We start from the raw sequence: 24,497 nt of genomic DNA on the forward strand, positions 1-24,497 counted from the left end.
ATTTTAGCCTTGAAAGCTAAAAATCACATAGTATAATTTTATAAAATTTAAGTCGCAACACATTAAATTTACTCTATTATAGCAGTTAAATCTTTAAACTGCGAGGTATAGACATGAGTGAAATTTCTTTCTATTTTGAGGAAGGTGATTTCGTGTTAAAAGCCAGTAGAGTTGTTAAAGCCGAAAAGAGCGGCACGCTTGTCTTTCGAAACAAAATGAACTCTGTGTTATTCCCGGTTAATTTCACGGCTAGGGATTATGATATTTTCTTTACGATCTGCTGGTATGCAAAGCAGATGGGCTATGTTGAAAATGCCAAATTTATTGAAATGCCTTACTCTGAAATTTGTAGATTTATGCCGTCCGGCCTGAATAAAACCAGATTTAACGATGAAGTAAAGAATTTTAGAGCCAAAGTTCTAGGGCAAGACGGCGCTGCCATCTATAGGAGTGTCGAAATTACCGAAGATGATGAAATAACTACCGTAGGCGTATTTTTTACGGATATTCGGATTTTTAGAAATAAGCAATCATTAAGTTTTAGATTAAACCCGGTTGCTCTTGAGATTTTATTCAGTACCCTTAAATTTATGAAAATAGATTTAAACGACTTTGTTGCGATTAAGGGCAAATTTGCCAAGACTTTATATCGACTCCTGCATCAATACGAAAACGTAAAAGCCGATAAAGACGGCTTTAAGTGTGTAAATTTTAATAGAGACGACTTTGAAAGATTTATGAGTGCACCGGCTAAATATAACGCTTCCGATTTGGATCGCTTTGTAATTAATCCGTCTATAAACGAATTAAATGAAAGCTATTTCAAAAAACTTCTTTTTGAGAAAAGAATAGCTGACGGCAATAAAAAAGCGGTGGTCGGCTACTCGTTCAAATTTATTTTGAATGAAAAATCAGAAAGAATAGGGGCTTAAAACTGCGCCTCTTGTCGCTTTAGGCGCATAACCCTATTGCTTTGATCCTTATCGTCGCTTACAGGGCTTCTAGGGACTTAAAATTATTTTAAAACAATGCATTCCCGGTACAAATAAATTGCCGGGTTCTGCGCTATCCTCTTATTCTCATAGCGATGTATTCGTCCGTATCTAGGTCGTAGTTGTTCGCTTCGGCTTTAAACTGCATCAGTTCGTCAAAGGTAAAAATATCCTTTAGCTCGTATGTGGCTAAAATTTTAACGTCTGAATACGTCAGGATGCTTACTTCTAGACTCTCTGCGATCTGCCTTATTTTCTCTTTCTTGGAATCACTTACGAATACGATATAATTTTTTATATGCTGCACGTCCTTTGGATCGTTTGGCTGCGGCACCTCGATAAGCCCCATTTTAAACCGCACAAACTCGCTCATGCTGGTGTTGAACCATTTGGCCTGATCATAAATTGTTATCAGCACATCGTCTTTTATATGCGGTATCGGCGTCGTTAGGGCAAGCTCTATAAATTTGGCCAGCGTATACGTCGGATATTTTTTTCGTATTTTTACGGCCAGTTCCTTTGAGAATTTCGTCCCTATCGCCACTTTGCTCTTTTTTGCCGGCGCTTCTTTTTGTGTGTCCGCCCCAGCTATAAATTCCTCTAGCTTGTCCGTAGAGTTGCTTGCTCTTTTAAAGTCCATTTTCTTCCCTTTTATTTTTTAAAATTCTAATCTCTTAATCTTAATAAAAAATAAAATATTAAAAATTAAGATAGCATTATTTTTAATTTTTCGCAAAACTAAAAATAATAAATTTCCTAAATTTATACTAAAAAAACGATAAAATGCTTATTTTTTACCCTTTTAAAAATATCTCTTCGCATAAGTTTTTGATTTCTTGCTCCGCCTTGTTGCCATCATTCATCTCGACTACGCCGTAGCCTAGTTGTGTGGCTATTTTGTAGCGCTCGCGCTCAAATATGATCGTGCCCGCTAGCCTTATGTAATCCTCTTGAAGCTCCTCGATAAATGCTTTCAGGCTGTCTATTTTCTTGTATAAAAACGGGTTGGTCGAGGCTCGGTTTATTACAATATAGGCTTGCAGCTTTTCGTTTTGCTCTTTGGCCATTTTTACGATATTGACCATTTTGTCTAGGACGCTTACGTCAAACTGGCTTGGAATGGTCGGGATTATCACGATGTCGCTTAGAGCGATGGCTATTCGCATCTCTCTGCTATCTCGGCCGCCCGTGTCTACGACTATGTCTTTGCCGCGATCTACGTTTTGCAGAAATTCCTTTAAATTTTCGCCGTATTTGTAAGCAAAATCAAATGCCTTTGGATGCCCCTCTTCGTTTCGTATATTTAAAAACGTGGCGATCGACTTTTGCGGGTCGGTATCCAGCAGCAAAAGCGACTCGCCTTTTACCATGCCTTGATTTATGGCTATGTTCGTGGCAAGCGTACTTTTTCCGCTACCGCCTTTTTCGTTGCAGATCGATACTATCATCATCTCTCCTTTGCATAAAAATTTAAAATGATTATATCGCCTTAAACTTAATAAATAATAAAATATATATTGTTAAAATACTATTTTATAAAATAAAATCAAAAATAAAAAGTATATTTTAAATAAAATTACATAAAAATAGCAATAAGATTTTATAAATTTCTACTCTTTTCTAGTTGATAGTAAGAAGTGCATTTTTATGATAAAATAAAGCATTGCGTTAAATGCGATATAGCAGATCGCGGCCAGCGTTATAAAGAACGCGTCCGCATTTAGGATTGTTTCCACCTTATTAGGTAGCTTTAAAAAATATAAAACTGCATTCGTGCCAAAGCCTAGCAAATTTATGGCTAAAAATACCCACATAAATCGCTTGGCGGGGCTGTTAAATAGTTCTGTTTTCTTTGACTTCTTCATGATTTTAATAAATTTGCTCCCTAAATTTGATTTATTAGCCTAGTTCTCGGTTTAAGGCCGTTGATTCGCTGAATTATTATCCTGGTAAATAGTTCTTGTCCGTTTAGGACGGCCGATTTCGTGTTGCTTTGAGCATAGTCTTGTTTTACTAGCTCGGGGTATTTTTCCTTGATCTCAAAATCGCAGCCCAATATATGAAACTGCGCAGGGTTGTGCCGTAAAAAGAACGTAAGGGGTACGCCGATTACGCCATCATAGTCGATCGGTATGTTTTTATAATTGGTCACTTCTATGATTTTGTAGTTATCGTATTCCGGGTATTCGTGCTCATTGCCTTTGTATTTTTTCATCAGTCTTACGCCGGTTTGATGCTTTGTGCTTTTTAAATTCGTAAACCACGATACGTTGCTAAATCGCTTTTTGCTGCCGTCCGGGCGAGTAAAAATATTTACTTGGTGATTTCCTAGCCAAATTTGGTTATTTTTGTATAGCTCAAATATCTTTTTATAGGTAATCGAATACGTTCCGCCTACGATTAAAAATTTCTTTTGACCGCTTTGGGCTATATCTATAAGCTCTCTAAAAAGGGAGAAGGGCGGATTGGTTACGACGATGTCGGCCTGCGCGATTATCTCCTTTACTTCGTCGCTGCGAAAGTCGCCCCGACCGCGCAACTGTGTTTCGCTCATGCCGTCACTCGTGATCTCTATTTTCGTGCCTTTCGAGTTTAGCTCGTTGATGTTAAACGTCGTCGTAATCAGCTTTTTTAGCTCCAAAGTTTTAAAATTTAAGGCGAAATACCTATAAAAGTTGCTATTTTTGCCGTCATTGCACGGGCAGACCACGATTTTGTCTTTAAAGTGCGCTTTGTAATCTTGCAGCTCTTCTCTGATCTCGTCAAAGCTAGTATAAAACTCGTCGTCGATCTCGTATTTGGCTTTCATAAAATATACATTGGCTCTCTTTTCTTTATCCGCCATCCAGCCTTGCCCGACCAGCTCGTTTTGGGTTGAAATTTGGCTCATTCTTTCCCTTTTTGTTCCGTTTTGCTTTTTGTATCGAAATACGATTTTAAAAAGCAAATTTCAAAACAATCAGCTTCTGGATCATTTAAATAAGGCTCTAAAAATGAAATGAGTTCTGAACGTACGCTGCCAAACTCTTTAATAAATTTTTTCTTATTTTGCGTTGCAAAGCATATAAAATCATCTTTGCCGATAATACACTCATAACGACTTTCTAAGTTTTTCTTGTATTTTTTAAAAATGTCAAAAAATACAGGGTTTAACGTATCCTTATATTTTTTACCGAAATAAATCCCGGCTATATCTTGCTCTTTATCGATTGTCGTTTTACGGCAAACACGAAAAAAGATTTCGGTGTTGTCCACAACCATGTTATTTCCTCTTCAATGCCTTTTCTATAAACGCCTTACAAATTTTCAGATCGGTGTCGTAACCTTTGGGTAGCTCCAGCTTTTTGTCTTTTGCTAGATCTTGCGCTAGTTTGATTTGTTTGTCGCTCGGCGGGCGGATGGCTTTATCTTTATTTTTATTTATAAAATCCGAGCAAATTTTCCAGTCTGCTTCTATGCCGTTCGGCAATGCTATTTTTAAATCCGAAGCTATACTTTTCGCAAAATTTAGCTGGGCTTCGCTCGGAGGTTTGGTCTCACCGCTATTTAGCTCTTTAAAGCCCATTTTCTCGTGCAGCGGCTTTATAAAATCGAGATAATTTACTTTGCCGTCGCTTATCTCGTCTAGCACGCCTTCCATTTGCTTTGTAAATTCGCTTTGCGTGATCCACTCGTCATCTGCCTTAACACTTTCGATGAAACTTATCCCTTTACCGGTGGCCACTATGTTTTGATTTTTGCCTTTGGTTTCGATAACTACGAATTCCCGCTTTAAAAGCGTAGGCAGAAACGTAGCATACGTGCTTGGCCTACCGATGCCCTCTTTTTCTAAAAGGGAGATAAAATTGCTTTCCTTGTAGTGCTGCGGAGCTTGCTTTTTAACTTCTTGTAGCTCGAAACCTAGCACCTCGACTTCGTCGCCTTGATTTAAATTTAGCTCTATTTGGGCTACGTCTTTATCTTGCTCGTCTTCATCGTCCGCTTGCTCTTTTAAAGCCCCCTTAAAGCCTTTATAAATGCATTTGCCGGTCTTGGACTTAAAGCTTAGAGCCTTGACGTCTATGTCGTATGTTTTGTTCTCGTTTACGGCATTTTTGGCTTGGCTTAGGACTGAATTTAGAAAAATGAGCTCATAAAGCGATTTTTCGTCGTCGCTTAGGCTTTCGCGCCCGGCAATCTCATCTATCTCGCCGTAACCATGTACGTGGCTTATGCGGATCGCTTCGTGGGCTTCGGCTTGACTTTGGCTGCCGGCTTTATATATTTTTTTCTCGTACCACTCCTCCCCTTTAAATTTAGCTTCTACTTCGTTTATAAACTCGTCCGATATAGTGTTGCTGTCGGTTCTATGATACGTAATGAGGCCTTTTTCGAATAGCTTTTGAGCTAGGCTCATTGTCTTATCAGAGCTAAAGCCTAGTCTTCTATTTGCCGCCTCTTGCATTTGGCTGGTTCTAAACGGAGCTTGCGGCTTTATTTGGCTTTGTTTCGTATCTATTTGATATACTTTCGCCCTGCTACCGCCAAGTTCGGCGATTTTTGCGTTCGCTTCGTCCTTTGAGCTAAAAATATTATCGTTTACGGCCGTAAATTCTACGCCGCTCCTCGTTTTTAGCTTTGCTTTGATTTTGTAGTCGATCTGTTTTGATGCCGGGCTCGCTAAAAACTCTTTTATTTCAAGCTCTCTTTTTACGATCAGGGCGAGCGCAGGCGTTTGAACCCTGCCGACGGATAAATTTTTATCGTTGAGCTTGTTGATGTAAGCTGGCGACATGATAAAGCCCACCAGCTTATCGCCTACCGCTCGCGCCTTAAAGCTATCGAATTCCTTTAAATTTGAACTTGCAAACGGCACGGCTTTATCTAGCCCTTTTTTGATGCCGCTTTCGGTTATTTCGTGAAACTCGGCGCGCTTTACGCTTTTAGCGATATTTTTAATCGTCTCGTAAACCATGTAGCCTATGCCGTATCCCTCCCTGTCCGGGTCGGTAGCTATGATGACGTCCTTGTCTTTGCAATAGTTAAAAATTTCGTTCATTCTATGCTTGCTTTGCTCTTTCATCTCAAATATCGGCTCATAGCTGGTATAATCGGCCACTATCTCCTTTGCAAGCTCTTTAAAATGTCCTTTGGTAGCATAAACCTTTGCGCCGGTTATATGCTCTATCTTATCGCACTTGTTTGGGCTTTCAATGATGATTACGGCATTGCTCATTTTCGCTCCTTAGTTAAATTTATTGCTCAAACGGCGCATCTTGCGCGTTATCGATATATTCATTGTCTATCTGCGACGCAGAATGGGTTTGCTCGTTTTGCCCGATTTCTTGCCTATCTTTGGTATCGAGCATTATCATCTTATCGACGACTACGCTATGCTTGCTTCTGTTTTGTCCGTTATTATCCGTCCATCGGTCAAATTTCAACCGTCCCTCGATAAATATCCTTGAACCCTTAGCCAGGTACTGATTGGCTATTTCCGCGCTTTTACCCATAAAAGTTACGTCTATAAAGCACGTCTCTTCCCGCTTCTCGCCGTTTGCTGCATTAAATTTGTATGTCGAGGCTATTGCGGTATTGCCTATGGCCATACCACTTGCCGTGTATCTGAGCTCTATATCTTTGGTTAAATTTCCTATGATTGTAGCTTGTGCGAACATTTTTACCCCTTTTAAAAGAATTTTCTAAATTTTAGCCTTACGGCACCGCGTATCCGCCGCGAAATACTTTATAAGCATCATATACGCCTTTTCCTAGCATTTTCGTGCCTTTGCCTATATCTTTTCCAAGATTTACGCTCGCGTCTATTCCGGCTTTCGTGATTTGTCCTACCGCATTTCCGCCGGTAGCCTTGCCGAAGCTTTGCAACGCTCCGCCGATAAAGCTGCCGCCTGTCGCTTTTCTAGCTAGTCCACCCAGCAAAGTCTTTCCGGCTATGCCGCCTGCTACTGCGCCTGCCACTACTCCGCCTGCTCCGCTTTCCATCTGTGTTCCTAGTACCGCATTTATCCAATTTGGTATTTTTCTGATTATGAAAAGCGCAGTTATGCAAGTAATTGCTCCAGTAATCAAATATTCAAACTGCTTTATAAATAATTCGCCTATGACGTTTTGATATTTCTCAAGCTCTATGATCGGATTCATTGCTAAATTTAGGGCTATAAATGCCAAAGGAGCGATGATGGCGTATGATAGGTATAGCTTGTACCAGCTCCATAAATACGGCAAAAAGCGCGGCGTAATCAAAAACGGCAGCACCAATGGCAGCGTGCTTAATATCAAAAACGCTACGAATTTACTAAAAAATATAACGATCGTAATGCCGATTAATAGAATGAAAAATACTAAGTAAAATATCCAAAACGGGATCATTAAAAATGCCGTTACGACGCTTGCCATTATGTAATCCGTCGGGCCATTAAAACTTAATCCCAACATAGACCATTCTTGCGATTTTAAATAGGTCTTGGTTCCATATTCCCACATTAAAGCCCTTAAATTATCCACTCTATTGGCCGATTCCGTCACGATTGTTCCGAAATCTTGACTCTGAAAAATCGAGCTTACAGTCGCGGTTATCATATTTTCAGGTATGGTTAGGATGTATAGGGCGCCGGTATATGCGCCAAATGAGCTAAGAACGGCAAAAATAAAGCAAAGCTTGATTATATATTTTATAGCGTTAAACGTCTCCTCTCGCGTCGGATAGCCGTTTTTTAGCTTATCCAACAGCCAAAATACGACTATTAAGATTACGATCGTCGTCGTGGCGGTCGAATAAACTAAATCGTGAGCTCCTTGATAAAATTTTTCAAATAAACTCATCACGTTTTCTTGCATAACTGCTTGAGTCTTGTTTATCCAATTGCTATCTGTTAAAAGCGTTTTTGCTACTTGCTGCTGTGCCATTTTATGCTCTCGTTATATCTTTTTTATAGGTTTTTATCGATATTAGTGCTTTATTGTTATCTAGCGGCTCTGAGACTTTTATCTTTTTGATTTCTATTTTTTTGCCGTCTTTCATTATCGTCTCTGTCGTGATCTCCTCTTGAAAATACGGGCTTTGCATCTCGATGATAAACTCTTCAGCTCCCTCTTTTATACTTACATCATCCGCGCTTATCGGTTGCTTTTTGGCGGTCATTCCGTCGCCGACTCCTAAAAAATTCAAAAATTCAAATAACATTTTAATTCCTTTAAATTCGGGGCTTTCGCCCCGTCTACCCTAAGCTTGGTTTAGCTTACCTGCCTTGTTCCATGCCCTTATCTTTTTGCCTAGTCAGCTTTTTAGCTTTCTCAGCTTCTTTGGACATATCAAGCCTTTGTGCCGGGTTATAGTAGTCTACGCCTTTGATTTGAGCCATAGTTAGGTTGTCTAGCTGCTTTGCTAAATTTCCGCCTATCCCCAATGTCTTACTGTAGTCTATTCTGACTTCGTATGCTTGGTTCTTGGCCGCCTCTCGGTAGTTTTGGATGGCAGTTAGATCCCGCTCCTTGATTTTTTCTTCGTTTAGCCCGTCGAATTGACTTACGTGATAGAGCGTTTTCGTCTCCAATCGCGGCTTTATCGGGATTTTTTCCTTGACTACGTACGTGATCGCCTTGCCGGTATTTTCATCGAGTCTAACGTTGCCGTCTTTGTCTTTGACTGCTGCTATAACCTCTTTGCCGTCTTTGTCCAGTTTTGGCCTTAGCTCGTGATCTGCGATATAAAGCATTTTAACGCCATCCACTCTCGCTTGTAGGCCGTTTTTGGTTTTTAAAATTTCGCCGGTTTGCTCGTCGTGTTTGAGCTTTAGCACCCCGCCCATCGCGTTGCCTTGCTCCATCGTTACGAATTGAGCCTTGTCGTAGCCTTTTATGGCCATCTCCGCCCTTAAAAGCATGCTGGTCTCTCTTGAATACGTTTTGCCGGTTAAGGCGTTGTAAGGCATGGTGTTATCCACCTCTTCCTTGCTCATATCCCTTTGCCAATCCGCTTTTGCGGTCTTATGAGCTTCAAAAAGTTTATACTTCATATATTTATCGAAGCTCTCTTTTTTCTCGGCATTACTCATCTGCTCCCAACTCTTTTTCTCTTGTTCCGTTGCCATTTTTTATCCTTACGTCTGTCGTTTACTCATAGCTTTTGGGCTATGAGTCGGTATTGGGCTCGTCTTGATCGGCGACCTCCATGCTTTGGTGGGACTTATTTAAATATTCCCATTCCTTGCTCTCGCCATCGCTGATTTCAAACTCACCGTCTTCGCTTGTCGCAAATCGCTCGGCAAGATTTTTCTCATACTCTTTGTATGCTTTTTCTTGCTCTTGCTTTTCTGCATAGGTCATTGCTTACTCCTTAGGGTAGATTTTAGAGCTTTGAGCTCTAATTTAAATCTTTGATAAAAATTTAGATTAGAGCTCTTAAAAAATAATAAAACATCTAAAAATAAAATTACATATAATTTAAATTTAGCAAAAATAAAAATATTATATTTTTAAATTTTTTGCTAAATTTATTATAAAAATTTATAAAATTTTACTCCCTATCCACTTTAATTTTTAGAGCTTTTAGCAGCTCGTCTCTTTGTTGTCTTTTATCATCCGCAGGCTTGATCTCGCTTGAGTCGTTTTGTGCCGTATTTACTTCGCCTTTTGCCTCTTTTTCGCTCCCTTTTTTGGCCGTATAGGCGTCTTGCTTGACGGCAGCTTCGCTTTGGTCGTCCTTTGCCTCAACTTCTAGCTTATCCGCCCCTTTCCACTGTGCCATCTTGAACCAATAAGGCACTTTTGCCTTGATGGGCATCTTGTAAAAGCCTTTAACGAGAATTAAAATATCGCTACTATCTTGGTTTTTCAAATCTTGGGCAGTTACTAGCTTTTTGGCTTCTTTGCTCTTTGAGATATTGCTTTTAAACAGCTCCATATTACCTTGCGATTTGCTGATTTTGATATTTGTGTAGTCGCCGATTAACTTGCTCGTATCCTCTGCGTCTTTGTCGCTATTCATGTTAAAAATTACGTGATATCCGCTGTTATTTTTTACGATATTCATATCGTCTTCACCGTAGTATTTTTTGATCTGCTCGTAGCTTTGCGTAACGAAAACCGGTAAAAGTCCATAGCTTCTGCAAAGTGCGGGGGCTTCTAATAAAAACGGCATCTTGCCGAAGCGCACGAACTCATCCCCGAAAAAGTATATAAATCTCTCGGGATCGCTGCACTCTTCTCCGCTCATTAATTTCTTAAATAATGTTTCTATAAAAATACGAATTAAAGGAGCTAAAATTTCGATATCTTCGGTTTGAACGACTACGTACATTGATATTCTTTTCGCTCTTAAATCCTCAAACGTAAAGCTCATCTTGCTGGTTGCGTTGGCTACTTGCGGATTGCTAAAAACCGTCATAAACGTATCGTATGTCGATTTTATGCTTGCAAATTCATTATCTGCGGCTCTTGCATACGCTCTAGCCTGATTTCTCGTGCTTTCGTCGATACCTTCGTCAAAGCTTGTCTGTTTTAGCCAAATTTTAAAAGTATCTACGTCATAGTCTCTCTCTCTTTCTTTGTCCGGGTCGTCCTCGTCTATCTCTTTCATTGCCTCTTCGCCGAATTTTTCGTCCAAATACTCGAAATAATCGGCTTTTGGAGCTTGTGCAAGTTGGGCTAACGTAGCGTGTTTGTCTTTTTGCATAAAGTATTCGGCGAAAAATACAAACATCGTTCTTGCCGATTTTATCCAGTGATCGTTTTCACTGCCTTTTTCGCCTACGAAAATGGTAGAAGCTATCTGCTCGGCCAATTTTTTGATATGTATATACTCCATGTCTTTAACGATTGAACGATCGAACGGGTTAAAAAATAGCGTATTATCCCAGCTAAAAGGGGAGAATAGCTGAATTTCGTTGTTAAAATATTTTTGCCTATACCCGGCTGTTTTTTTATATAGTTCGCCTTTGATATCTAGCGTTACGCAAGAAGCCGGTACGCTTAGTAAATTTGGAATGATCATACCCGCCGTTTTACCGCTTCCAGGAGGCGCTACCACTAGCGTTGAGAGCGGCTGCGTAGCCCTTAAAAACTGCGGATTATCGCTATCTATATTGTGACATCCTAGCACCAAGCCGTTTTTATAGTTTATATTCATTTTAGGGAAGTCTTCGGGCGTCGCAAACCTTGCTGAGCCATAATCTTCGCCGTCTCTAAAATACGGCAATAGCCACCACGTAAAGACTACCAAAAACGGGGCGATCAGCGTAAATAATGCAACGTAAGCCTTTAATTTTAGCGTCGGCGCGCCTATATTTATTAAAATTTTATACGCCACTGCGGGTACTTTTATCAAATCCGGATTAAAAATAACCTTGACTACCGCCAAATATAGCACTACGCCCATTATGAGCGAAACGAAGAAAGCCCAAGCCCATCTTTTAGCGGTAAATTCTTTTGAACTATCCATTTTCCTCCCCTTTTGCCTCCTCATTGCTCGGCGTTTTAGTATGTTTGACATCTATTTTTATTTTTAAATCTTCCATTTTTGCGCTTAATTCTTTTATGACTATTGCGAAGCCCCGCATATTTTTTTCTAGGTCGTTTTTGGCTTCTTCTGGGCCGGTAATGTTTGCATTTAGATGATAGGCAATCTGATTTAAATTTACACCCAAGCGACCGAATTCTCGTAAGAATTCGCTTATTATTTCGTTGTTCGTTTCTATCTGTTCTAGCACATCAGCGTATTTTTCTACATGTATCAACTTTCGAACTACTGCCGATTTACTTTCATTGCGTCTTTGAGATATGCGTTTTAGTACCCTTGCGTCGGCTTCGGTAAAATATATAAAATGTGCGGCTACTTTTCTCATGCTACGATCTTTGCAATATCCAGTTCTTTTAAATTTAAGATATCCGTCACGACTCTTTGATTTTTAACCCTGGCTATTTGGATAATGTAATCGATCGCCGTAACGATAAGGCTATCTAGCATGCGATCATCCACGCTTGATAGGCCACCTCCTAAAATAATATTGGTTTTAATGGCCTTTATGGCGTCTTTGGGATTATTTGCGTGCAAGGTACTTAAATTTCCGGCATGCCCGGTATTGTTTACCCTTAAAAACGAAAAGGTATTGCGGATGTCTATCTCGCCTAAAAATAGCCTATCGGGTCGTAAGCGCATCGCATTATCGATCGCTACCTGATAGCTGTAAATTTCGGTGGCGATTTTGGGTACGGCCAGCTGCGTTTTATTTACGTTTTCTACCCTAAGCTCTTGGCTGTCCTCTATGGTGACTACTCGCTCGCCCGGGTCTATTTCTCCCATTAACGAGTTTAAAAAGCTGGTCTTCCCGCTTCCCGTTCCGCCGCTTAAAAGTACGTTTTTCTTATCCCGGATCAGCTCTTTGATTTTTTCATAAGTCCAGCCCTCGTTTATCACGTTTTGACTTAAGGTAAAACTTTCTAATTTAAAGGCCTCTTTGCTGGGTATCCTTATACAAATTGCGATATCGCTATTAAACAGACTTGATTTATGCTGCGCTTGGACTCGGTAACGTAAAAACGGATCGGGCAGTTCGCATGAAAGGTGGCAATGCGTTTCATCGAAGCGCTGATTTCTTCTAGTGGCCAGCTCGATCAAAAAATTATTTAGAAATTTTATATCTAGCTTTGGGTCTTGCACTATTTCCCAGTGGTCGCCGTAGTCTATGTTTATTTCGCACGGCCGATTAAATATTAGTTCGTTTGCCCGCAGGGTCAAATACGGCTTTAAAACGCCTAAAATATTATTTAAAATTATGCTTTCACTCATTTTACTCTTCTTGGCTTGCTTCTGTTGTGCTCGTGCTTACCAAATCGTTTTTTTCTTGCACTAGCTTTTCTAGCTTCTGCCTTTCTTTTGCAGCGTTTGCCTCAGCCTTTTCGGTAATTTTTAGCTGATTTGCTATGCGTTTTAGTAGTCTATCGTTTGCTTTTTTATTTTGTAGCTCAGTCTTAACTTGGCTTTTGATTTGCTCGTATTGCATCGGCTTTCCCTTTAATCGTTAAAATATTGCATCATCACTTCGCCGTTTTTTGGTTTTGCAAACCACATATGATTTGTAGGCACTAAAAATATACGGCTTCCGCTTTTGATTTCTATGGTTGGCTTGATTTGGCTTTGCTGCTGGATTATGTCTTGCACTACACTGCTTACGTCGCTTCTAGCATTTGAGTAAATTTCGGTGGCGTAAGAGTTGTTTGAATTTCCCATTTTTGAGGCTATACCTAAAAGCAAAGCGTTCGTAATCGTTGAAATTGAGTAGGCTATGCCGTAGCGTTCCCAATATTTATTATTTATCGCTCCTACGACTCCATTCATTCCCATATTATCGGCGGCCATTGCATCTGTTAGCATTATATTAATGCCTTGCGGCGTGATTATCTCGCGCCACCTGATTTCCAGCCTTTCATGCCCGATTTTGGTGTCGTTGGTGTAAAAGCCTATCACTTTACTTCCGCGAGGGATCAGCACCGCTCGCCCCATAGCAGCATATATGTCTTGCTCTATTTGAGCCGTTACTATTCCGCTCAAATCCGAACTTATCGCGCTCGTTAGAATTGCCGGGATCAGCCGCCCGGCTCTAATAGTGCGGTATAGTCTGTGTTCATTCGTGCTGACATCTAGGCTTTTTTGATTTGAGAAGCCATCGGCGCCGTATTTTAATGAGTTTTGATTTACGTTTTTTATCTCGTTGTTGCGATTGGCTAAAATTTGAGCTCTTATTAGCTCGCGCATTTTGTTTTCGTAGGCGGCCTGGTTGTCTCTTCTTATTTCTTGTTTTAGACTCTCTTGCTTGGCTTTTAGCTCTTCTTGTTTATCTCTAGCGCGCTGCGCCATCTGCTCTTGCTCTTTCGTCATATCTTCGGGCGTAGCGGCCGGCACTCCTGGCGCGATCTGCCCGGATTGCTTTTTATTAGCTTCGAGTTCTTCTAATTTCTTTAAAATTTCGCCTAAATTTTGCCCGTCCTCGCTCGGCATTTTCTTTCCGGCTTTATAAATGTAATCGTCGACCGGAAATTTTGAATTTTCAAAAAGATGATTCAGATTCTTTTGGTTTTGTAAATTTCTTATTTGCTCGTCTTGCTGCTCTTGCCCGGCCGCCTCGTTAAAAATTTCCTCCGCCAAAAGGGGAGAGGAAATTATACTAAGCGTCGCAAGGCTTAAAAGCAGCGTTTTCTTCCCCTTTTTCATTCTAAAATCCTCTTGCTTTCTTTGTGGATTCGTTATATTTTTCTTGGTTTTTCGTTATTGTTTTGCTATTCTCTTTTTGTCTTTGTTTTACGGCCTCTTCATCTGTGTTTAAATTTTTTCTTATCTCTTTTCTTAGTTTTTCGGCCTGCGTTTCTTTGCGTTCTACGCATACGTAGCTATCGCCGCTTTTAATCGTAAATTTCGGATTTATAGTCTCTGCGATTATGTAATCGCCTATTACCCTCGTTTCTACCGGGCTATCTTGTTTATCAATGACTGCGTAAATAGTAGGGATTTGCGGCATTTCGTCTTTGGAATACTTAAAATACGTAAATTTCTTATCGCTAAAAATTTCAGCCGATAGCAGCCACTCGTTTTCTTTTTTGGCTTTTTGCGTATATCCGCTGTAAATATCGCTCTTTTTGACTTTCAGCTCGGCTATGCCGTCTTTTATTGTTAAATACTCCTTGCCATCCTCTTCAAGCTTAGCAAGCTTAGCTTTTTGCGTTTCGCCGTCTTTTATACGAACTATGAAGCTTGGGTCGCTTGAATTTTTATAATCCGTCGAAAAAATATAAAAGGTATGGATTTTTCCATCACCCGTAAAAATCGTTAGGCTAGTATCGATGCCGATTAGTTGCGGGATTATTGCGATAGCATTAGGTTGGCTTGGGATTTGCTCTATTTTAAAGCCGGTCTGGTCGCCTAGCACGAAATTATCTATCTCGCTATCAAATATCAGCGTAGTGGCCATTGCGTGGCGCGTGCGAATTTTGATGGTTTTATCGGGCTGATATTTGACTACTTGCGTATTTTCGTATCCACTGTATTTCTTTGAGTGAAATTTTTGCTGCAATGCCTTTAAATCTTGATTGCGGATGGCGTTTTTCATAAGCTCCAGCTCGTCTTTGCCTATCTGCCTATCCGAACCATCGGGCTCACCGCCGAAGTCTATTACGTCTTGTTCGGGAATTTGCCCGCCGTTAGGGTCGTTAAATTTTGCCCCTTGCGGCTGCTGCCTTTGTTTGTATAGTCCGAGCGGATTTATTTTAAAATTCGATTGTATATTGTTGTTTACGTCTTTGTTTTTATCGTTAAATATATCTTCGCCCATAGAGCCGTTTTGCTGCTGCTCGTTTACCAGCTCTTGAGTTTGGCGCATAATGGCGCGGATTTGATTCATCTGTTCTTCGCTTAGTCCCTCTTGAGGCTCGGCCGCGCTTAAATTTAAAGCAAGTGCCGAGACGATCGAAAGTTTTATTAAATTTCTCATTTTGAGCCCTTTTCGTCCAAAATTTGCGTTATTTGATATTTACTTACGATAAAACCGGTAGGATTTTTCATCGTATCGGCGTATGTGCCGCTTTGGTTGCGAAAGTCGTACTCTATCGCGCTTCTGTATTTTTTATAGCTTACTTCGGTGCGCGTAGGATTCGTGATCTCGGCCTGGAAGTCGACCGTCGCTACGTTTTGACTTAAAACGGCTACGTTTAAAATTTGAATGTTGCGGAAGTAATTTTTAGTCGTATAAATCGAGTTGGGATCGCTTACTAAACTTTGAAACGCTTCCCATACCTGCCTGCTGCTTTGCGTGCGTATCTCGTTGTAGCGCTCGACATCGTCTATGCGATTTATCATCTCTCTGTTTTTAACGTATCCAGCTAAAATGCTTTTTAGCAGCTCTTCGTTGCTGCGGACATTTAGGCTCGTATCGTCTATAGTCACGAAGCGGGAGTCGCCGTCTGAAAATTTAAGTAAAACCGGCTTTGTTTCCTTTAACGGCGTTAAAAGCGCTATTGCTACCGCCAGACTTACGCTTACGACCGCGAGGGCTATGATCGTATAAAACATATACGCTTTAATGTTTCTTTCGGCTCTAAAAATAAAATTTGGGTCGATCTTTCTCTCTTCAAACGCCATTTAACCCACCTTTATAAAATCGTAACAAGCGCAGGGGCTTATTCTTTCTATTTTGCTAGGTTTATCCGCGCATCCGCTTAAAAGCGCCGCTAGTATCGACGCCGCCATGATGATTGCAATCTTTTTCATCTTTAACTCCTCTTCCCTTTAAATTCTATGTAATGTTTTCGCCAGTGAATCGGGCTATCGTTTTTAAGCTGCTTTAAAAGCATTACGTTGTCCGAGCTTGACGAGAATACTCGCAAGTAGCTTCCGAGCCTCGATAAATCTATATCCAGCTTTGCGCTCTCGTTTCTTAATTTCATATTTAGCAATATTTGCCTCGCATTCGAGTTTGTCTCTTTTAAAAATTTGGCTTCCGTCGGCGTTAATCCTATCATCGCGTTTAACTCCGCCAGCGTCTCTTCGCTATTGGTCGGAAATATGACAAAATTTGCGATATTGTCCAAAAAAGACGAGCCGCGCTCAATGTTGTTAAATAAGCTCATATTTTGAAAGCCCATACACATTACTCCGCCGATTTTTCTAACTTCCAGGATTGCTTCTAGGATTTTTTCTTGCATCGTCTCATCCTGCAAATAATCCTTTAACTCGTCTATAAAGCAAAAGAAGCCGCGCTTATCCGCGCTATTTTTGGCTTTATTTTTTAGTTTATGAAAAATATATATAGCCGTAAGTCCGGCGGTTTTTTTGTTTTGCAGTATGCCATCCATATTTAACACTGATAGCTGCTTGGTAAAATTTAGGGCGTCTTCTTTGTTGTCGAATATCGAACCCTTATAATTATCAAATCTGATTTTTAGTCTTGATTTCTCGTTATTGTCGCTTGGAAGCGATATAATAAAATCGCTTAGCGTTAGCGTTTGACCATCTTGCTTCATGTCGTATATACGGTCTATCGTATTGTTAATATCGTTTATGGCTTCATGCTCGTCGTTTTTAACTTCGGCCATAAAGCGTAGCCATGATTTTAAAAAGTCTCTATTTTCGTTCGTGTCGGCTAGACTGAACGGATTTAATTTAAAGCCATCGCTCTCACTATCGTGGTATTCGCCGTCTACGTAGTTCGTGAAGTTATACATACCGCGTAGCTTATCCATTGCAAATATATCTATCGGGTATTTAAATAAATTTGTCATTAAAAATTGCGCCAGCGTCGTCTTTCCGCTTCCGGTTCCGCCCACTATCATCGTATGCCCGGCTGGGCGATCGCCGTCTGGCTGCCAGTGAAAATTGAATAAATACGGCGTGCCGTTTAGGTGCTTAAATGTCGTTATCGCTTCGCCACCCCAGTCGTTTTGGTTAAATCCGGTTACTTCGTTTTCAAAATTTGCGATCGTGGCTAAGTTGCTGATATTTAGCGTTTTCTTTCTAGCGTTTAAATTTCCGCGACTAGGAAAGAAACTAAAATAAAGGGCTTTTTGATTTAGCGTTTCTCGGACAACATTTAATCCTTGATTTTCTAGGATATTTTTTAGCTCATTCGAGCGGTTTTCCAGCTCTTTGAGGCTATCGGCTAGGCAATATACCGAAAAGCTCGTTTCCACTAAATTTTCTCTGTCGGCTTGGATTAGCTCCATTAACTGATCTAGCTCTTGGCGGACTAGCTCTACCGCAAACGCTTTGGTGTCCTTTATCTTCTTGATCGCCTTGCGCTTTTCGTAGGCTTTTAGATAAATCATAGCCATAAATTCGTTATTGCTTTTGATTAAATTTGAGGTGATGATCGACTTGATTTGCTCAGTTTCGTAGGCTTTTACACTGATAAATCTAGCATATTTGGTCGTGCCGTCGTTGCGGTAAAACTCTATGTAGTCTTTTTTAAATTCGACGTATGAGCTTATGTAACTATCTGTGATCAGCTCATTCGTATATGCAAGGTTCGTCTCTTTCGCGTTTGAATACGTGGCATAAAAATTTATGATCTCATCGCCGCTTAGTTGTCTTGGCTGATAAATCGAGAAGTAGTTTTTGATGTTCGAGAACGTATCGCTTAAAAGCTCGATTTTCTGCTTTAATTTTGCGCTTTCGTTGCTTTCGTCACCCTCTTCGCTAGTCATTTTGGTTTTAAAGCTTTCCAGTAGTCCTGTGATATTTTTCGTCATCGTAGAAATTATTAAAAAGTATCTTATAGCGTATATATCTTGATCGGTTTCCCATTTTTTTATGATCTCATTCGCATACGGATTTATATTTTTGTCTGTATATTCTTTGTCGTCTTGCTTTGTTTTTTTGATGATTAAATTTATTTCTACGTCATCTTTCAAAGTCGTAAAAAACATAACGCGGTTTAAAAGGTAGTCCGTCTCGTCGTCTAGGCTGATTCCGGCGTAGCTTACCCCTTTTAGCTCTACTGCTATACTTGCGTTGCCGTCTTTGGTGATTATTATATTCTCGCCGTATTTGCAGGCGATGTTGTTTTCCTTTGCCAGTGTATAAATCTGCGGTTCTGCTATCATTAAAATTTCATCCGCTTTTTTATTGATCTTATTGATTTTTGATAAAACGTCGTTTTCCGTTTTATTTTTAATGCTTGGTTTTTCTTGGCTTACGTCAATGCCAAGCTCTCTTTTTAGTTTTTCTTTCTTTTTGTTTTGATTCCACTCTTTGATTACGCCTATTATTCCGCGAGCCATTTTCTAACCTATGCATAAAATTTGTTTTGCGATATTTTCATTTTAGAACCGATGATATCGTATATGTCTTCATCAAAAAATTCTAAAATAAAGAAGAAGCAGTATAAAATAGCAACGACTGCTAGCGAATATAAAATCAAGATAAACCACGAGATAAATCCAGCGATTATAATCGTGAATAGACTCGTGGTTGTTAGACCTATGATTTTCGTTCTTTTGGTTAAGTCCATATAGCAGTCGGTCACTATCATTCGCTTTTACCTTTTACATTGCTGCGGCAGATAAGCCGTATGCAATACCAAGAATAATCGCGATACCAAGTAGCAATTTTATATTATTTTTTAAAGCCTCGATATTTACGAACATTATCGTTAAGAATACTACGACCCAAATAATACCGAATACGGTGATTACCGTATTGATAACGCTTGCGGCACTACTGCCGGCTTCAGTGATTTGTTCGTTTGCCTTTGTTTCCAAAGTTTTTAAAACGTTTTGGCCGCCCGCTCCGAATAAATGAAACGGCAAGAACATTAAAAAGTAAAAAATACTTTTCGCCTTTTTTGAGACTTCTCTCATTGTTTGCTCCTTTTTGATTAGAATATTTTCGATTTCTAGCACTATACTATTTTTCGAAAAGCGAGATTTTGTAAAAGTGATTTTGTGAATAGCGATTTAAAGGATATACAAGCAATTCTTTTAAAGATTTTATAAGTATTTATTTACTTTTTTACTTTTTCATATTGATTATTTTATAGGCTTTTTGCGATTATTTTTTTAAAAAAGTCTTTTTACAAAATTACGCTTTTCAAAAATTTTACAAATTCTTTTAAAAATTTTCTCTTCCGTTTCGTTTTGCTTATCTCTGAATACTTTTGCTAGATATTTTTAATTCTTTCTTATATTTTGTTCATAAGCTTATCCGAATAAAATTTTCTTGTTTTATTTTTACGCATTGCGAATATAGTTCTAACTTTTCAAATATTTTTGCGCTCTTTTTACGCTTTCCCCTTTAAAACCTACTTGCTTTTTCTCAAAAATAAAATGCTCTGCGTTTTATTTTATTTTCGGTAGTTGCAAAATTACCGAAAATCACAGCTTTTTTAAGTTTAGTTTCCCAATTTTTAGGCGTTTTATCGCCGTAAAATGGGCTAAACTTAAAAAAGTGATATATAAAGGCGGTTATCCTGCCTTACTTCTGGCATTATCTTTTCTTAAAGCTACTTACACTAACATCTTTTGCAAATATCTTTAAAAGCTATGAATACTTTTTAAGAATTTAAAAGGGAGAGAATTTGGCAAGACGCGATTGGGATGCGTTTTTCGAAGAACTAAAAGCTATCAGAGCCGGCTATACTCGTACGGCAAAATCGGAGCATAAATACGTTTCTTTTGAAAGCGGCGTAGGATTTTCTCGCTCGCATATTCCTTTTCCTAAAAATAACTTTGCCAAGCAATCAGTCGTAAAGATGATTTCAAATTTGCCTAAAACTTCCATCAAGCGTTGTATCGACTACGCTCTTAAAAACTCTCTCGACGGCGCGGCTATCAATGAAAAAGGGGAGAGAGTAGGCAGCGATGAAGTTTTAAAAGATTGGGGCAAGGATTTCGGCGATAATACAAACTCGAAGGACGCGTGGCATCTAATTTTTTCTATCAACGAGCCTTGCGACGATCAGCAAAAATTAAGAGCTTTGAGCGAGAGTGTACATAACGTATTAGGTCTAAATTTTAGCGGACACAAGTATGCTTTCGTGCTACACACCCATCAGAATAATCCGCACGTGCACGTGGTTTTAAATAAACGAAATAGCTTTACCAATAAAAAAATCCACTTTGATAGCAGAAGCGAAATCAGAGAGTTTTTTGACGACGTGCGGACGAATTTCGCTTACTCTCTCGGAGCTCGTGGGCTAAAATACGAGAATAAAAATTTCTTGCAAAAGGATTTAAAGCTCGAATTTAACAAAGTAAAATCCGCCGTGAAGCTGGAAGCGGACGACTATACGGCAAAAGATAAAATAAACGACTATTATTCAAAAATGCAGGATAAAAATAAGCAAAGCTATGACGCTACAGCAGGGCGAATTGAAGCTATGAATAACGAACTTGCCGCGCTTAAAAAAGATAATGAAGAGCTCTTACGGCTCTTTATGCTTTATACTAAAAAGCGAAATAAACGGGCGTATAAGCTCGCTCGTGAGTTAAAAGAAAGTAACCGAGTCATCAAAGAAAAGAGCAAGGCCGTGCTATCTGAAATCGACAAAATAAATAAAATTTCCAGTCAAGCTACGCAGCTTAACGAGATGCGATTGGCTCACTATAAAGACCACTCCGCAGGGCTAAATTTACTTGAAAATTTTAGCTACAACTACAATAAAATTTATCCGAAAAATAGGGGCGCGAGCAAGGCCGATGTCGAAAATTATAAAAAAGTGCGACGCGCTATCGCTATTCATCGCGGCCGCGAGGACGATGCGGCTAGGAAGTATTTCGAGGATAGCCTGCTAGTTACTCGCATGCTCGGGCGTAACGAAAGTCTTTTTAAATTAACCGCAAAGCTTGAAATTTTAGATAAAAACCTTTACGTCTTGCAGCACTCGGGCATAATCGGCGAAGAGGCTACCGCTTTTGAAAAAAGGCTAAAAAGCAATAAGGAATTTATCGCGGATATTTGTCAAAAACGCTTCGACTACGTCGGCAAAAAGCTTTTAAATAGCGATAAAATCGATAAGGACGGTTTTTTGTTCAAAGAATATTTTAAAGGCGTATCGGTGCTGGGCGTTAAGCCTGACGATCGTCTAGTAAAAATCAAAAACGAAAAGAGGCTTTATAAAGACGTCTTGGCTGAACGATCCGGTAAGACTAAAACTCAGGGTTCTCGCCCGGCGGATCAAAATAAATTTAATAATGAACTTGGCGGTCGAGAGTAGATTATATTTAAGAAATAATAAAATATTTAAAAATAAAATTATATTTCATTAAAATATAGTAAAATTAGAAATATCATATTTTTTAAATTTATGTAAAAAGAAGTATAAAAAAATTAAAATTTAGAAAGGGAAGGAAGCTTATTTTCCCCTTTTTAAAAATTCAAACGCAAAATTATTTTACGTTTTCGTTCGAGTTGCTTTTGATGATGCCCTTGAGCTTGTCTGCATATGATTTATCAAGCTCAAGTCCATTTTTTCGTAAGTCGTTGTAGCCTTTTTGAATATCTGCCCCAAGATCGCTCTTGGCTTGCGGGGTTAAAATATTCTGCTTCTTAACGAAGCGATCGATCTTTTTTTGTAAATCTTCGCACAGCTCTTGCTTCGTTTCTTTTATGACTTTCTGAAGATTTTCTTTGAGATTAGGAAGATCTGTGCGTATAACGTCTTCTATGATCTCGTTTTGTATATTGTCATAATTGTGAGAAGACCAATTTCTGATATCTCTTATCCCTTTTATATCTTCTTTTTTAAATTTATCTAATATATGGTATTCCTGCGCTTCTTCAAGCTTCTTAAATTGCTGGTATACGACGTCGATATGTTTCATTATCGCTGGCTTTGCAAGCAGCTCGTCTTCTAGTGCTGCTGTAACGCCTTTGGGCTTACAAATTTCAAATACTTGATCTATTTTTTCTACCGCCAGTTCTAATCGATATATAATTTTTTTATCAGACATAAATCGCTCCCCTCACTATCTTGTCGTCTTGCATTTTTTGTTCAGAATAGAAATCGCAAATATCTACCGATTTATGAAATTTGCCCGCGATCTGCTCTTTTAAATCATTTAAATACGCAAGCGCTTTAAACGCGTGCAGTCTATCCAAAAAGTCCTTTTTGTCGGCCAAAACGACTATATCTATATCCGAGTCTTCACCCGCATAACCTTTGGCATAGCTTCCGAAAAGTCCTATCTTTTGGATGCCGTCTTTTTCAAGACCCGGCTTGAGCTCGGATAGATATGCGAGTATCGATTCTTTGGTTAAATCGGGTAACGTCGTCTTCATTGGGGATTCTCCTTTTTCTATCTTTTTCCGTTTTCAAGAACCGTTATATATTCTGGATCGCACTCAAATTTGCCCCATTTTGTACATTCGACCTCGTATGCCGACCCTACTTTTTTATTATTTTTATCTACGACTACTACTACGAGTTTCTCATTGTTTATGAGGTCGTTTTGAGCTTTCCATCTTGTAAATTTGGCAAAGCCCTGCTCTGATGTATAATTTTTCCAATTTTCGCCATTAAATAAGGTCTGTGCATGATAAAATTCAAAATCTGCATTTTTAACTCTCTCTTTTAGCTTATTGACCATTGCATCGTAATTTGCTTGTTTTATTGCCGGATTTGCATTCTCTAGCTTTACAAGCCCATCATCTTCACCGCATCCTGCCAACATAAGCCCGGCTATAACAGCCGCCGTCAGCAGTTTAATTTTCTTCATTTTTCATCCTTATTTTTACAAATTATAGCATATTTTGCTATTTACTTTTGCCGCCTCTCGAACTCCTCGTAAATCGGCATCAGGACTTCCTCTTTGTGGCCTCTGAAATCAAAGCCCAGCGAGTCCAAGTAGTCCGCCATCATCTCTACGCTACTCTTCAAAAAGCCAAGCTCCCTGTCGCTAATGTTGCCAAGCTCCACCGGCTCAAGAGGGAGTGGGGCTTTGATTAGCTCCGCCATTATATCGTGTGCCCTTTCAAATTTATTATAGTTCTTGTTCATTGACTCATGCTGCCCTTCGTCTATTTGACCCCTAAAGGTTTCGCGGCGCCCAACCATCGGTCTGTCTAAACGTTTGCGCCAGCTTATCTAAAATAAAAACTTTAAACGGATCGTGGCTAAAAAATACGCCATAGCTTTCAACGTTCGTCGCGTTGCCTATAAATTTAAGCTTTATCGCCTCCGTGTATTCACCATCCCTTTTTAAGGAGTATCGCCCCTCATCCATCGAAGAATTTAAACGGGCGTAGTCTATTTCCGTTAAATAAATTTTCATTGTAATCCTCTTGCTATGCCGTTGCCCGGATGTATCTATCCATGCAATCTTTAAGTCCTTTTAGCGTGTTATATGAATAAAAGTGCCTATCCCGCGTGTTTGTACCACATTCACAATATAAAAATAGAACCTCTTGCTCGTTCCAATTCGTGCTAGCGCCGTAAGTCCAGCCGTCTATTTCAATTCTTGCTCCGGTTTCATCTTGTTTAACTTCGCCGTATTGGCTAAGTAGTTTAATCGCATTCGTTAATTTCATCTTTTTAAGTTCCTTTCTTCTTAATTTATAAAACGATTATACCACCTTTTAACTTAAAAAATAATAAAATAATAAATAATAAAATATCAAATAATTAAAATATATAAAAATATAAAATAGCAAAAAAGCAAAAATAACCTAAAAATAAATTAGAAACCTAAGCATTATTTAAGCCTAAATTTGATTTTCTTTCCCCTTTTTTAATTCCCGCTGCCGTCATTGGCGGCAGCTTCTGTATTTAGGAGGGGCGTTGCGGGGTGCCCCCGCTTAAACCCATAGAAGCCGAGACCTTAGGCTCGGCTTCGGCGCGGCAGCACCTTAGTGCAGACCGCCAACAAGAACGGCATTTTGTAAAAATTTTACTCATCCCAAATCCGAGCAAACCCCCAAGAATAGGAATTAAAATGTAATTTTTAAAATCTTATTCAAACCTTAAACTTTAAAAAGCAAGCCAAATTTTCACCGCTCTGGCCGTGCTACCAATTCCAATCCGGACA

Annotated in this window: 30 protein-coding genes; 2 read left to right on the top strand and 28 right to left on the bottom strand. The window is 39.4% G+C overall.

Annotated elements, in window-relative coordinates; all coding sequences use genetic code 11:
* Positions 1-113 precede the first annotated feature (113 nt).
* Positions 114-932 carry a replication initiation protein gene (locus ATCC51562_RS08995; RefSeq protein WP_002950347.1) on the top strand — a complete coding sequence of 273 codons (819 nt, stop codon included), beginning with the start codon at positions 114-116 and terminating at the stop codon, positions 930-932.
* A 133-nt stretch (positions 933-1,065) separates the two neighbouring features.
* Here ATCC51562_RS08995 and ATCC51562_RS09000 read toward each other — a convergent pair whose 3' ends face one another.
* From ATCC51562_RS09000 to ATCC51562_RS09100, 22 genes are all read right to left on the bottom strand, one after another.
* Positions 1,066-1,632, bottom strand: coding sequence for a hypothetical protein (locus ATCC51562_RS09000; RefSeq protein WP_021091900.1), 567 nt, complete (start codon positions 1,630-1,632; stop codon positions 1,066-1,068).
* A gap of 154 nt (positions 1,633-1,786) precedes the next feature.
* Positions 1,787-2,440, bottom strand: coding sequence for an AAA family ATPase (locus ATCC51562_RS09005; RefSeq protein WP_002950345.1), 654 nt, complete (start codon positions 2,438-2,440; stop codon positions 1,787-1,789).
* Between the two features lie 162 nt (positions 2,441-2,602).
* Positions 2,603-2,806 carry a hypothetical protein gene (locus ATCC51562_RS09010; RefSeq protein WP_021091930.1) on the bottom strand — a complete coding sequence of 68 codons (204 nt, stop codon included), beginning with the start codon at positions 2,804-2,806 and terminating at the stop codon, positions 2,603-2,605.
* Positions 2,807-2,877: 71 nt separating this feature from the next.
* Positions 2,878-3,882 carry an adenine-specific methyltransferase EcoRI family protein gene (locus ATCC51562_RS09015; RefSeq protein ID WP_021091914.1) on the bottom strand — a complete coding sequence of 335 codons (1,005 nt, stop codon included), beginning with the start codon at positions 3,880-3,882 and terminating at the stop codon, positions 2,878-2,880.
* On the bottom strand, positions 3,879-4,253 hold the full coding sequence (locus tag ATCC51562_RS09020; protein ID WP_021091890.1) for a hypothetical protein: 375 nt from the start codon (positions 4,251-4,253) through the stop codon (positions 3,879-3,881). Before ATCC51562_RS09020 ends, ATCC51562_RS09015 begins: the two co-directional genes overlap by 4 nt.
* A 1-nt stretch (position 4,254) precedes the next feature.
* On the bottom strand, positions 4,255-6,207 hold the full coding sequence (locus ATCC51562_RS09025; RefSeq protein ID WP_021091905.1) for a type IA DNA topoisomerase: 1,953 nt from the start codon (positions 6,205-6,207) through the stop codon (positions 4,255-4,257).
* A gap of 19 nt (positions 6,208-6,226) precedes the next feature.
* Positions 6,227-6,649 carry a single-stranded DNA-binding protein gene (gene ssb / locus ATCC51562_RS09030; RefSeq protein WP_021091920.1) on the bottom strand — a complete coding sequence of 141 codons (423 nt, stop codon included), beginning with the start codon at positions 6,647-6,649 and terminating at the stop codon, positions 6,227-6,229.
* A gap of 37 nt (positions 6,650-6,686) precedes the next feature.
* Positions 6,687-7,898: a type IV secretion system protein gene (locus ATCC51562_RS09035; protein ID WP_035167675.1), complete on the bottom strand. Its 1,212-nt coding sequence runs from the start codon at positions 7,896-7,898 to the stop codon at positions 6,687-6,689.
* 1 nt (position 7,899) lies between these two features.
* Positions 7,900-8,175, bottom strand: coding sequence for a hypothetical protein (locus tag ATCC51562_RS09040; RefSeq protein ID WP_035167677.1), 276 nt, complete (start codon positions 8,173-8,175; stop codon positions 7,900-7,902).
* A gap of 55 nt (positions 8,176-8,230) precedes the next feature.
* On the bottom strand, positions 8,231-9,082 hold the full coding sequence (locus ATCC51562_RS09045) for an ArdC-like ssDNA-binding domain-containing protein (protein WP_021091913.1): 852 nt from the start codon (positions 9,080-9,082) through the stop codon (positions 8,231-8,233).
* 40 nt (positions 9,083-9,122) lie between these two features.
* A complete protein-coding gene (locus tag ATCC51562_RS09050; RefSeq protein ID WP_002952535.1) occupies positions 9,123-9,317 on the bottom strand; it encodes a hypothetical protein in 195 nt (64 codons plus the stop codon).
* 190 nt (positions 9,318-9,507) lie between these two features.
* On the bottom strand, positions 9,508-11,430 hold the full coding sequence (locus ATCC51562_RS09055) for a type IV secretory system conjugative DNA transfer family protein (RefSeq protein ID WP_021091933.1): 1,923 nt from the start codon (positions 11,428-11,430) through the stop codon (positions 9,508-9,510).
* Positions 11,423-11,833, bottom strand: a complete 411-nt coding sequence (locus ATCC51562_RS09060; RefSeq protein WP_035167680.1) for a plasmid mobilization relaxosome protein MobC — start codon at positions 11,831-11,833, stop codon at positions 11,423-11,425. The genes ATCC51562_RS09055 and ATCC51562_RS09060 overlap by 8 nt, the downstream gene beginning before the upstream one ends.
* Positions 11,830-12,777 (bottom strand): ATPase, T2SS/T4P/T4SS family, encoded by a 948-nt coding sequence (locus ATCC51562_RS09065; RefSeq protein ID WP_002952532.1) that lies wholly within the window; start codon positions 12,775-12,777, stop codon positions 11,830-11,832. Before ATCC51562_RS09065 ends, ATCC51562_RS09060 begins: the two co-directional genes overlap by 4 nt.
* Before the next feature lies 1 nt (position 12,778).
* Positions 12,779-12,991: a hypothetical protein gene (locus ATCC51562_RS09070; RefSeq protein ID WP_002952528.1), complete on the bottom strand. Its 213-nt coding sequence runs from the start codon at positions 12,989-12,991 to the stop codon at positions 12,779-12,781.
* Positions 12,992-13,002: 11 nt separating this feature from the next.
* On the bottom strand, positions 13,003-14,199 hold the full coding sequence (locus ATCC51562_RS09075) for a DNA type IV secretion system protein ComB10 (protein ID WP_021091934.1): 1,197 nt from the start codon (positions 14,197-14,199) through the stop codon (positions 13,003-13,005).
* 1 nt (position 14,200) lies between these two features.
* Positions 14,201-15,472 carry a TrbG/VirB9 family P-type conjugative transfer protein gene (locus ATCC51562_RS09080; RefSeq protein WP_021091927.1) on the bottom strand — a complete coding sequence of 424 codons (1,272 nt, stop codon included), beginning with the start codon at positions 15,470-15,472 and terminating at the stop codon, positions 14,201-14,203.
* On the bottom strand, positions 15,469-16,119 hold the full coding sequence (locus ATCC51562_RS09085; protein WP_009495756.1) for a type IV secretion system protein: 651 nt from the start codon (positions 16,117-16,119) through the stop codon (positions 15,469-15,471). Before ATCC51562_RS09085 ends, ATCC51562_RS09080 begins: the two co-directional genes overlap by 4 nt.
* The gene (locus ATCC51562_RS09925) at positions 16,120-16,248 is read right to left on the bottom strand and encodes a hypothetical protein (protein ID WP_009495754.1); all 129 of its coding nucleotides are present in this window, start codon (positions 16,246-16,248) and stop codon (positions 16,120-16,122) included.
* A gap of 2 nt (positions 16,249-16,250) precedes the next feature.
* Positions 16,251-18,755, bottom strand: a complete 2,505-nt coding sequence (locus ATCC51562_RS09090) for a type IV secretion system DNA-binding domain-containing protein (RefSeq protein ID WP_021091909.1) — start codon at positions 18,753-18,755, stop codon at positions 16,251-16,253.
* Positions 18,756-18,763: 8 nt separating this feature from the next.
* Positions 18,764-19,006, bottom strand: a complete 243-nt coding sequence (locus tag ATCC51562_RS09095; protein WP_002952523.1) for a hypothetical protein — start codon at positions 19,004-19,006, stop codon at positions 18,764-18,766.
* Positions 19,007-19,019: 13 nt separating this feature from the next.
* Positions 19,020-19,334 carry a hypothetical protein gene (locus ATCC51562_RS09100; RefSeq protein WP_002952520.1) on the bottom strand — a complete coding sequence of 105 codons (315 nt, stop codon included), beginning with the start codon at positions 19,332-19,334 and terminating at the stop codon, positions 19,020-19,022.
* A 716-nt stretch (positions 19,335-20,050) separates the two neighbouring features.
* Between ATCC51562_RS09100 and ATCC51562_RS09105 the strand changes: the two genes are divergently transcribed.
* Positions 20,051-21,688 carry a relaxase/mobilization nuclease domain-containing protein gene (locus ATCC51562_RS09105; RefSeq protein ID WP_021091891.1) on the top strand — a complete coding sequence of 546 codons (1,638 nt, stop codon included), beginning with the start codon at positions 20,051-20,053 and terminating at the stop codon, positions 21,686-21,688.
* A gap of 172 nt (positions 21,689-21,860) precedes the next feature.
* On the opposite strand, the gene ATCC51562_RS09110 is transcribed toward ATCC51562_RS09105, so the two are convergent.
* The 6 genes from ATCC51562_RS09110 to ATCC51562_RS09135 are packed head-to-tail and all read right to left on the bottom strand — an operon-like array spanning position 21,861 to position 24,000.
* Positions 21,861-22,424, bottom strand: a complete 564-nt coding sequence (locus tag ATCC51562_RS09110) for a DUF86 domain-containing protein (RefSeq protein ID WP_002952515.1) — start codon at positions 22,422-22,424, stop codon at positions 21,861-21,863.
* Positions 22,417-22,752 (bottom strand): nucleotidyltransferase family protein, encoded by a 336-nt coding sequence (locus tag ATCC51562_RS09115; RefSeq protein ID WP_002952513.1) that lies wholly within the window; start codon positions 22,750-22,752, stop codon positions 22,417-22,419. The genes ATCC51562_RS09110 and ATCC51562_RS09115 overlap by 8 nt, the downstream gene beginning before the upstream one ends.
* A 17-nt stretch (positions 22,753-22,769) precedes the next feature.
* Positions 22,770-23,189, bottom strand: a complete 420-nt coding sequence (locus ATCC51562_RS09120; RefSeq protein WP_021091921.1) for a hypothetical protein — start codon at positions 23,187-23,189, stop codon at positions 22,770-22,772.
* A gap of 41 nt (positions 23,190-23,230) precedes the next feature.
* Entirely contained in the window at positions 23,231-23,470 is a 240-nt protein-coding gene (locus tag ATCC51562_RS09125) for a hypothetical protein (RefSeq protein WP_009495744.1), read from the bottom strand.
* Positions 23,471-23,501: 31 nt separating this feature from the next.
* Positions 23,502-23,744, bottom strand: a complete 243-nt coding sequence (locus tag ATCC51562_RS09130; RefSeq protein WP_002952508.1) for a hypothetical protein — start codon at positions 23,742-23,744, stop codon at positions 23,502-23,504.
* Positions 23,745-23,757: 13 nt separating this feature from the next.
* On the bottom strand, positions 23,758-24,000 hold the full coding sequence (locus ATCC51562_RS09135; protein ID WP_002952507.1) for a hypothetical protein: 243 nt from the start codon (positions 23,998-24,000) through the stop codon (positions 23,758-23,760).
* Between the last annotated feature and the right edge of the window lie 497 nt (positions 24,001-24,497).

Source organism: Campylobacter concisus ATCC 51562, assembly GCF_000466745.1.
GTDB lineage: Bacteria > Campylobacterota > Campylobacteria > Campylobacterales > Campylobacteraceae > Campylobacter_A > Campylobacter_A concisus_B.

What these genes read in the sequence shown, in the direction of transcription:
- ATCC51562_RS09020 (WP_021091890.1), bottom strand. Translation starts at nt 4,253, where the DNA reads ATGGTTGTGGACAACACCGAAATCTTTTTTCGTGTTTGCCGTAAAACG.
- ATCC51562_RS09060 (WP_035167680.1), bottom strand. Translation starts at nt 11,833, where the DNA reads ATGAGAAAAGTAGCCGCACATTTTATATATTTTACCGAAGCCGACGCA.
- ATCC51562_RS09120 (WP_021091921.1), bottom strand. Translation starts at nt 23,189, where the DNA reads ATGAAGAAAATTAAACTGCTGACGGCGGCTGTTATAGCCGGGCTTATG.
- ATCC51562_RS09135 (WP_002952507.1), bottom strand. Translation starts at nt 24,000, where the DNA reads ATGAAATTAACGAATGCGATTAAACTACTTAGCCAATACGGCGAAGTT.
- ATCC51562_RS09070 (WP_002952528.1), bottom strand. Translation starts at nt 12,991, where the DNA reads ATGCAATACGAGCAAATCAAAAGCCAAGTTAAGACTGAGCTACAAAAT.
- ATCC51562_RS09010 (WP_021091930.1), bottom strand. Translation starts at nt 2,806, where the DNA reads ATGTGGGTATTTTTAGCCATAAATTTGCTAGGCTTTGGCACGAATGCA.
- ATCC51562_RS09025 (WP_021091905.1), bottom strand. Translation starts at nt 6,207, where the DNA reads ATGAGCAATGCCGTAATCATCATTGAAAGCCCAAACAAGTGCGATAAG.
- ssb (WP_021091920.1), bottom strand. Translation starts at nt 6,649, where the DNA reads ATGTTCGCACAAGCTACAATCATAGGAAATTTAACCAAAGATATAGAG.
- ATCC51562_RS09085 (WP_009495756.1), bottom strand. Translation starts at nt 16,119, where the DNA reads ATGGCGTTTGAAGAGAGAAAGATCGACCCAAATTTTATTTTTAGAGCC.
- ATCC51562_RS09055 (WP_021091933.1), bottom strand. Translation starts at nt 11,430, where the DNA reads ATGGATAGTTCAAAAGAATTTACCGCTAAAAGATGGGCTTGGGCTTTC.
- ATCC51562_RS09095 (WP_002952523.1), bottom strand. Translation starts at nt 19,006, where the DNA reads ATGATAGTGACCGACTGCTATATGGACTTAACCAAAAGAACGAAAATC.
- ATCC51562_RS09090 (WP_021091909.1), bottom strand. Translation starts at nt 18,755, where the DNA reads ATGGCTCGCGGAATAATAGGCGTAATCAAAGAGTGGAATCAAAACAAA.
- ATCC51562_RS09050 (WP_002952535.1), bottom strand. Translation starts at nt 9,317, where the DNA reads ATGACCTATGCAGAAAAGCAAGAGCAAGAAAAAGCATACAAAGAGTAT.
- ATCC51562_RS09100 (WP_002952520.1), bottom strand. Translation starts at nt 19,334, where the DNA reads ATGAGAGAAGTCTCAAAAAAGGCGAAAAGTATTTTTTACTTTTTAATG.
- ATCC51562_RS09925 (WP_009495754.1), bottom strand. Translation starts at nt 16,248, where the DNA reads ATGAAAAAGATTGCAATCATCATGGCGGCGTCGATACTAGCGGCGCTT.
- ATCC51562_RS09015 (WP_021091914.1), bottom strand. Translation starts at nt 3,882, where the DNA reads ATGAGCCAAATTTCAACCCAAAACGAGCTGGTCGGGCAAGGCTGGATG.
- ATCC51562_RS09080 (WP_021091927.1), bottom strand. Translation starts at nt 15,472, where the DNA reads ATGAGAAATTTAATAAAACTTTCGATCGTCTCGGCACTTGCTTTAAAT.
- ATCC51562_RS09035 (WP_035167675.1), bottom strand. Translation starts at nt 7,898, where the DNA reads ATGGCACAGCAGCAAGTAGCAAAAACGCTTTTAACAGATAGCAATTGG.
- ATCC51562_RS09045 (WP_021091913.1), bottom strand. Translation starts at nt 9,082, where the DNA reads ATGGCAACGGAACAAGAGAAAAAGAGTTGGGAGCAGATGAGTAATGCC.
- ATCC51562_RS09075 (WP_021091934.1), bottom strand. Translation starts at nt 14,199, where the DNA reads ATGAAAAAGGGGAAGAAAACGCTGCTTTTAAGCCTTGCGACGCTTAGT.
- ATCC51562_RS09125 (WP_009495744.1), bottom strand. Translation starts at nt 23,470, where the DNA reads ATGAACAAGAACTATAATAAATTTGAAAGGGCACACGATATAATGGCG.
- ATCC51562_RS09065 (WP_002952532.1), bottom strand. Translation starts at nt 12,777, where the DNA reads ATGAGTGAAAGCATAATTTTAAATAATATTTTAGGCGTTTTAAAGCCG.
- ATCC51562_RS09115 (WP_002952513.1), bottom strand. Translation starts at nt 22,752, where the DNA reads ATGAAGACGACGTTACCCGATTTAACCAAAGAATCGATACTCGCATAT.
- ATCC51562_RS09110 (WP_002952515.1), bottom strand. Translation starts at nt 22,424, where the DNA reads ATGTCTGATAAAAAAATTATATATCGATTAGAACTGGCGGTAGAAAAA.
- ATCC51562_RS09000 (WP_021091900.1), bottom strand. Translation starts at nt 1,632, where the DNA reads ATGGACTTTAAAAGAGCAAGCAACTCTACGGACAAGCTAGAGGAATTT.
- ATCC51562_RS09005 (WP_002950345.1), bottom strand. Translation starts at nt 2,440, where the DNA reads ATGATAGTATCGATCTGCAACGAAAAAGGCGGTAGCGGAAAAAGTACG.
- ATCC51562_RS09040 (WP_035167677.1), bottom strand. Translation starts at nt 8,175, where the DNA reads ATGTTATTTGAATTTTTGAATTTTTTAGGAGTCGGCGACGGAATGACC.
- ATCC51562_RS08995 (WP_002950347.1), top strand. Translation starts at nt 114, where the DNA reads ATGAGTGAAATTTCTTTCTATTTTGAGGAAGGTGATTTCGTGTTAAAA.
- ATCC51562_RS09130 (WP_002952508.1), bottom strand. Translation starts at nt 23,744, where the DNA reads ATGAAAATTTATTTAACGGAAATAGACTACGCCCGTTTAAATTCTTCG.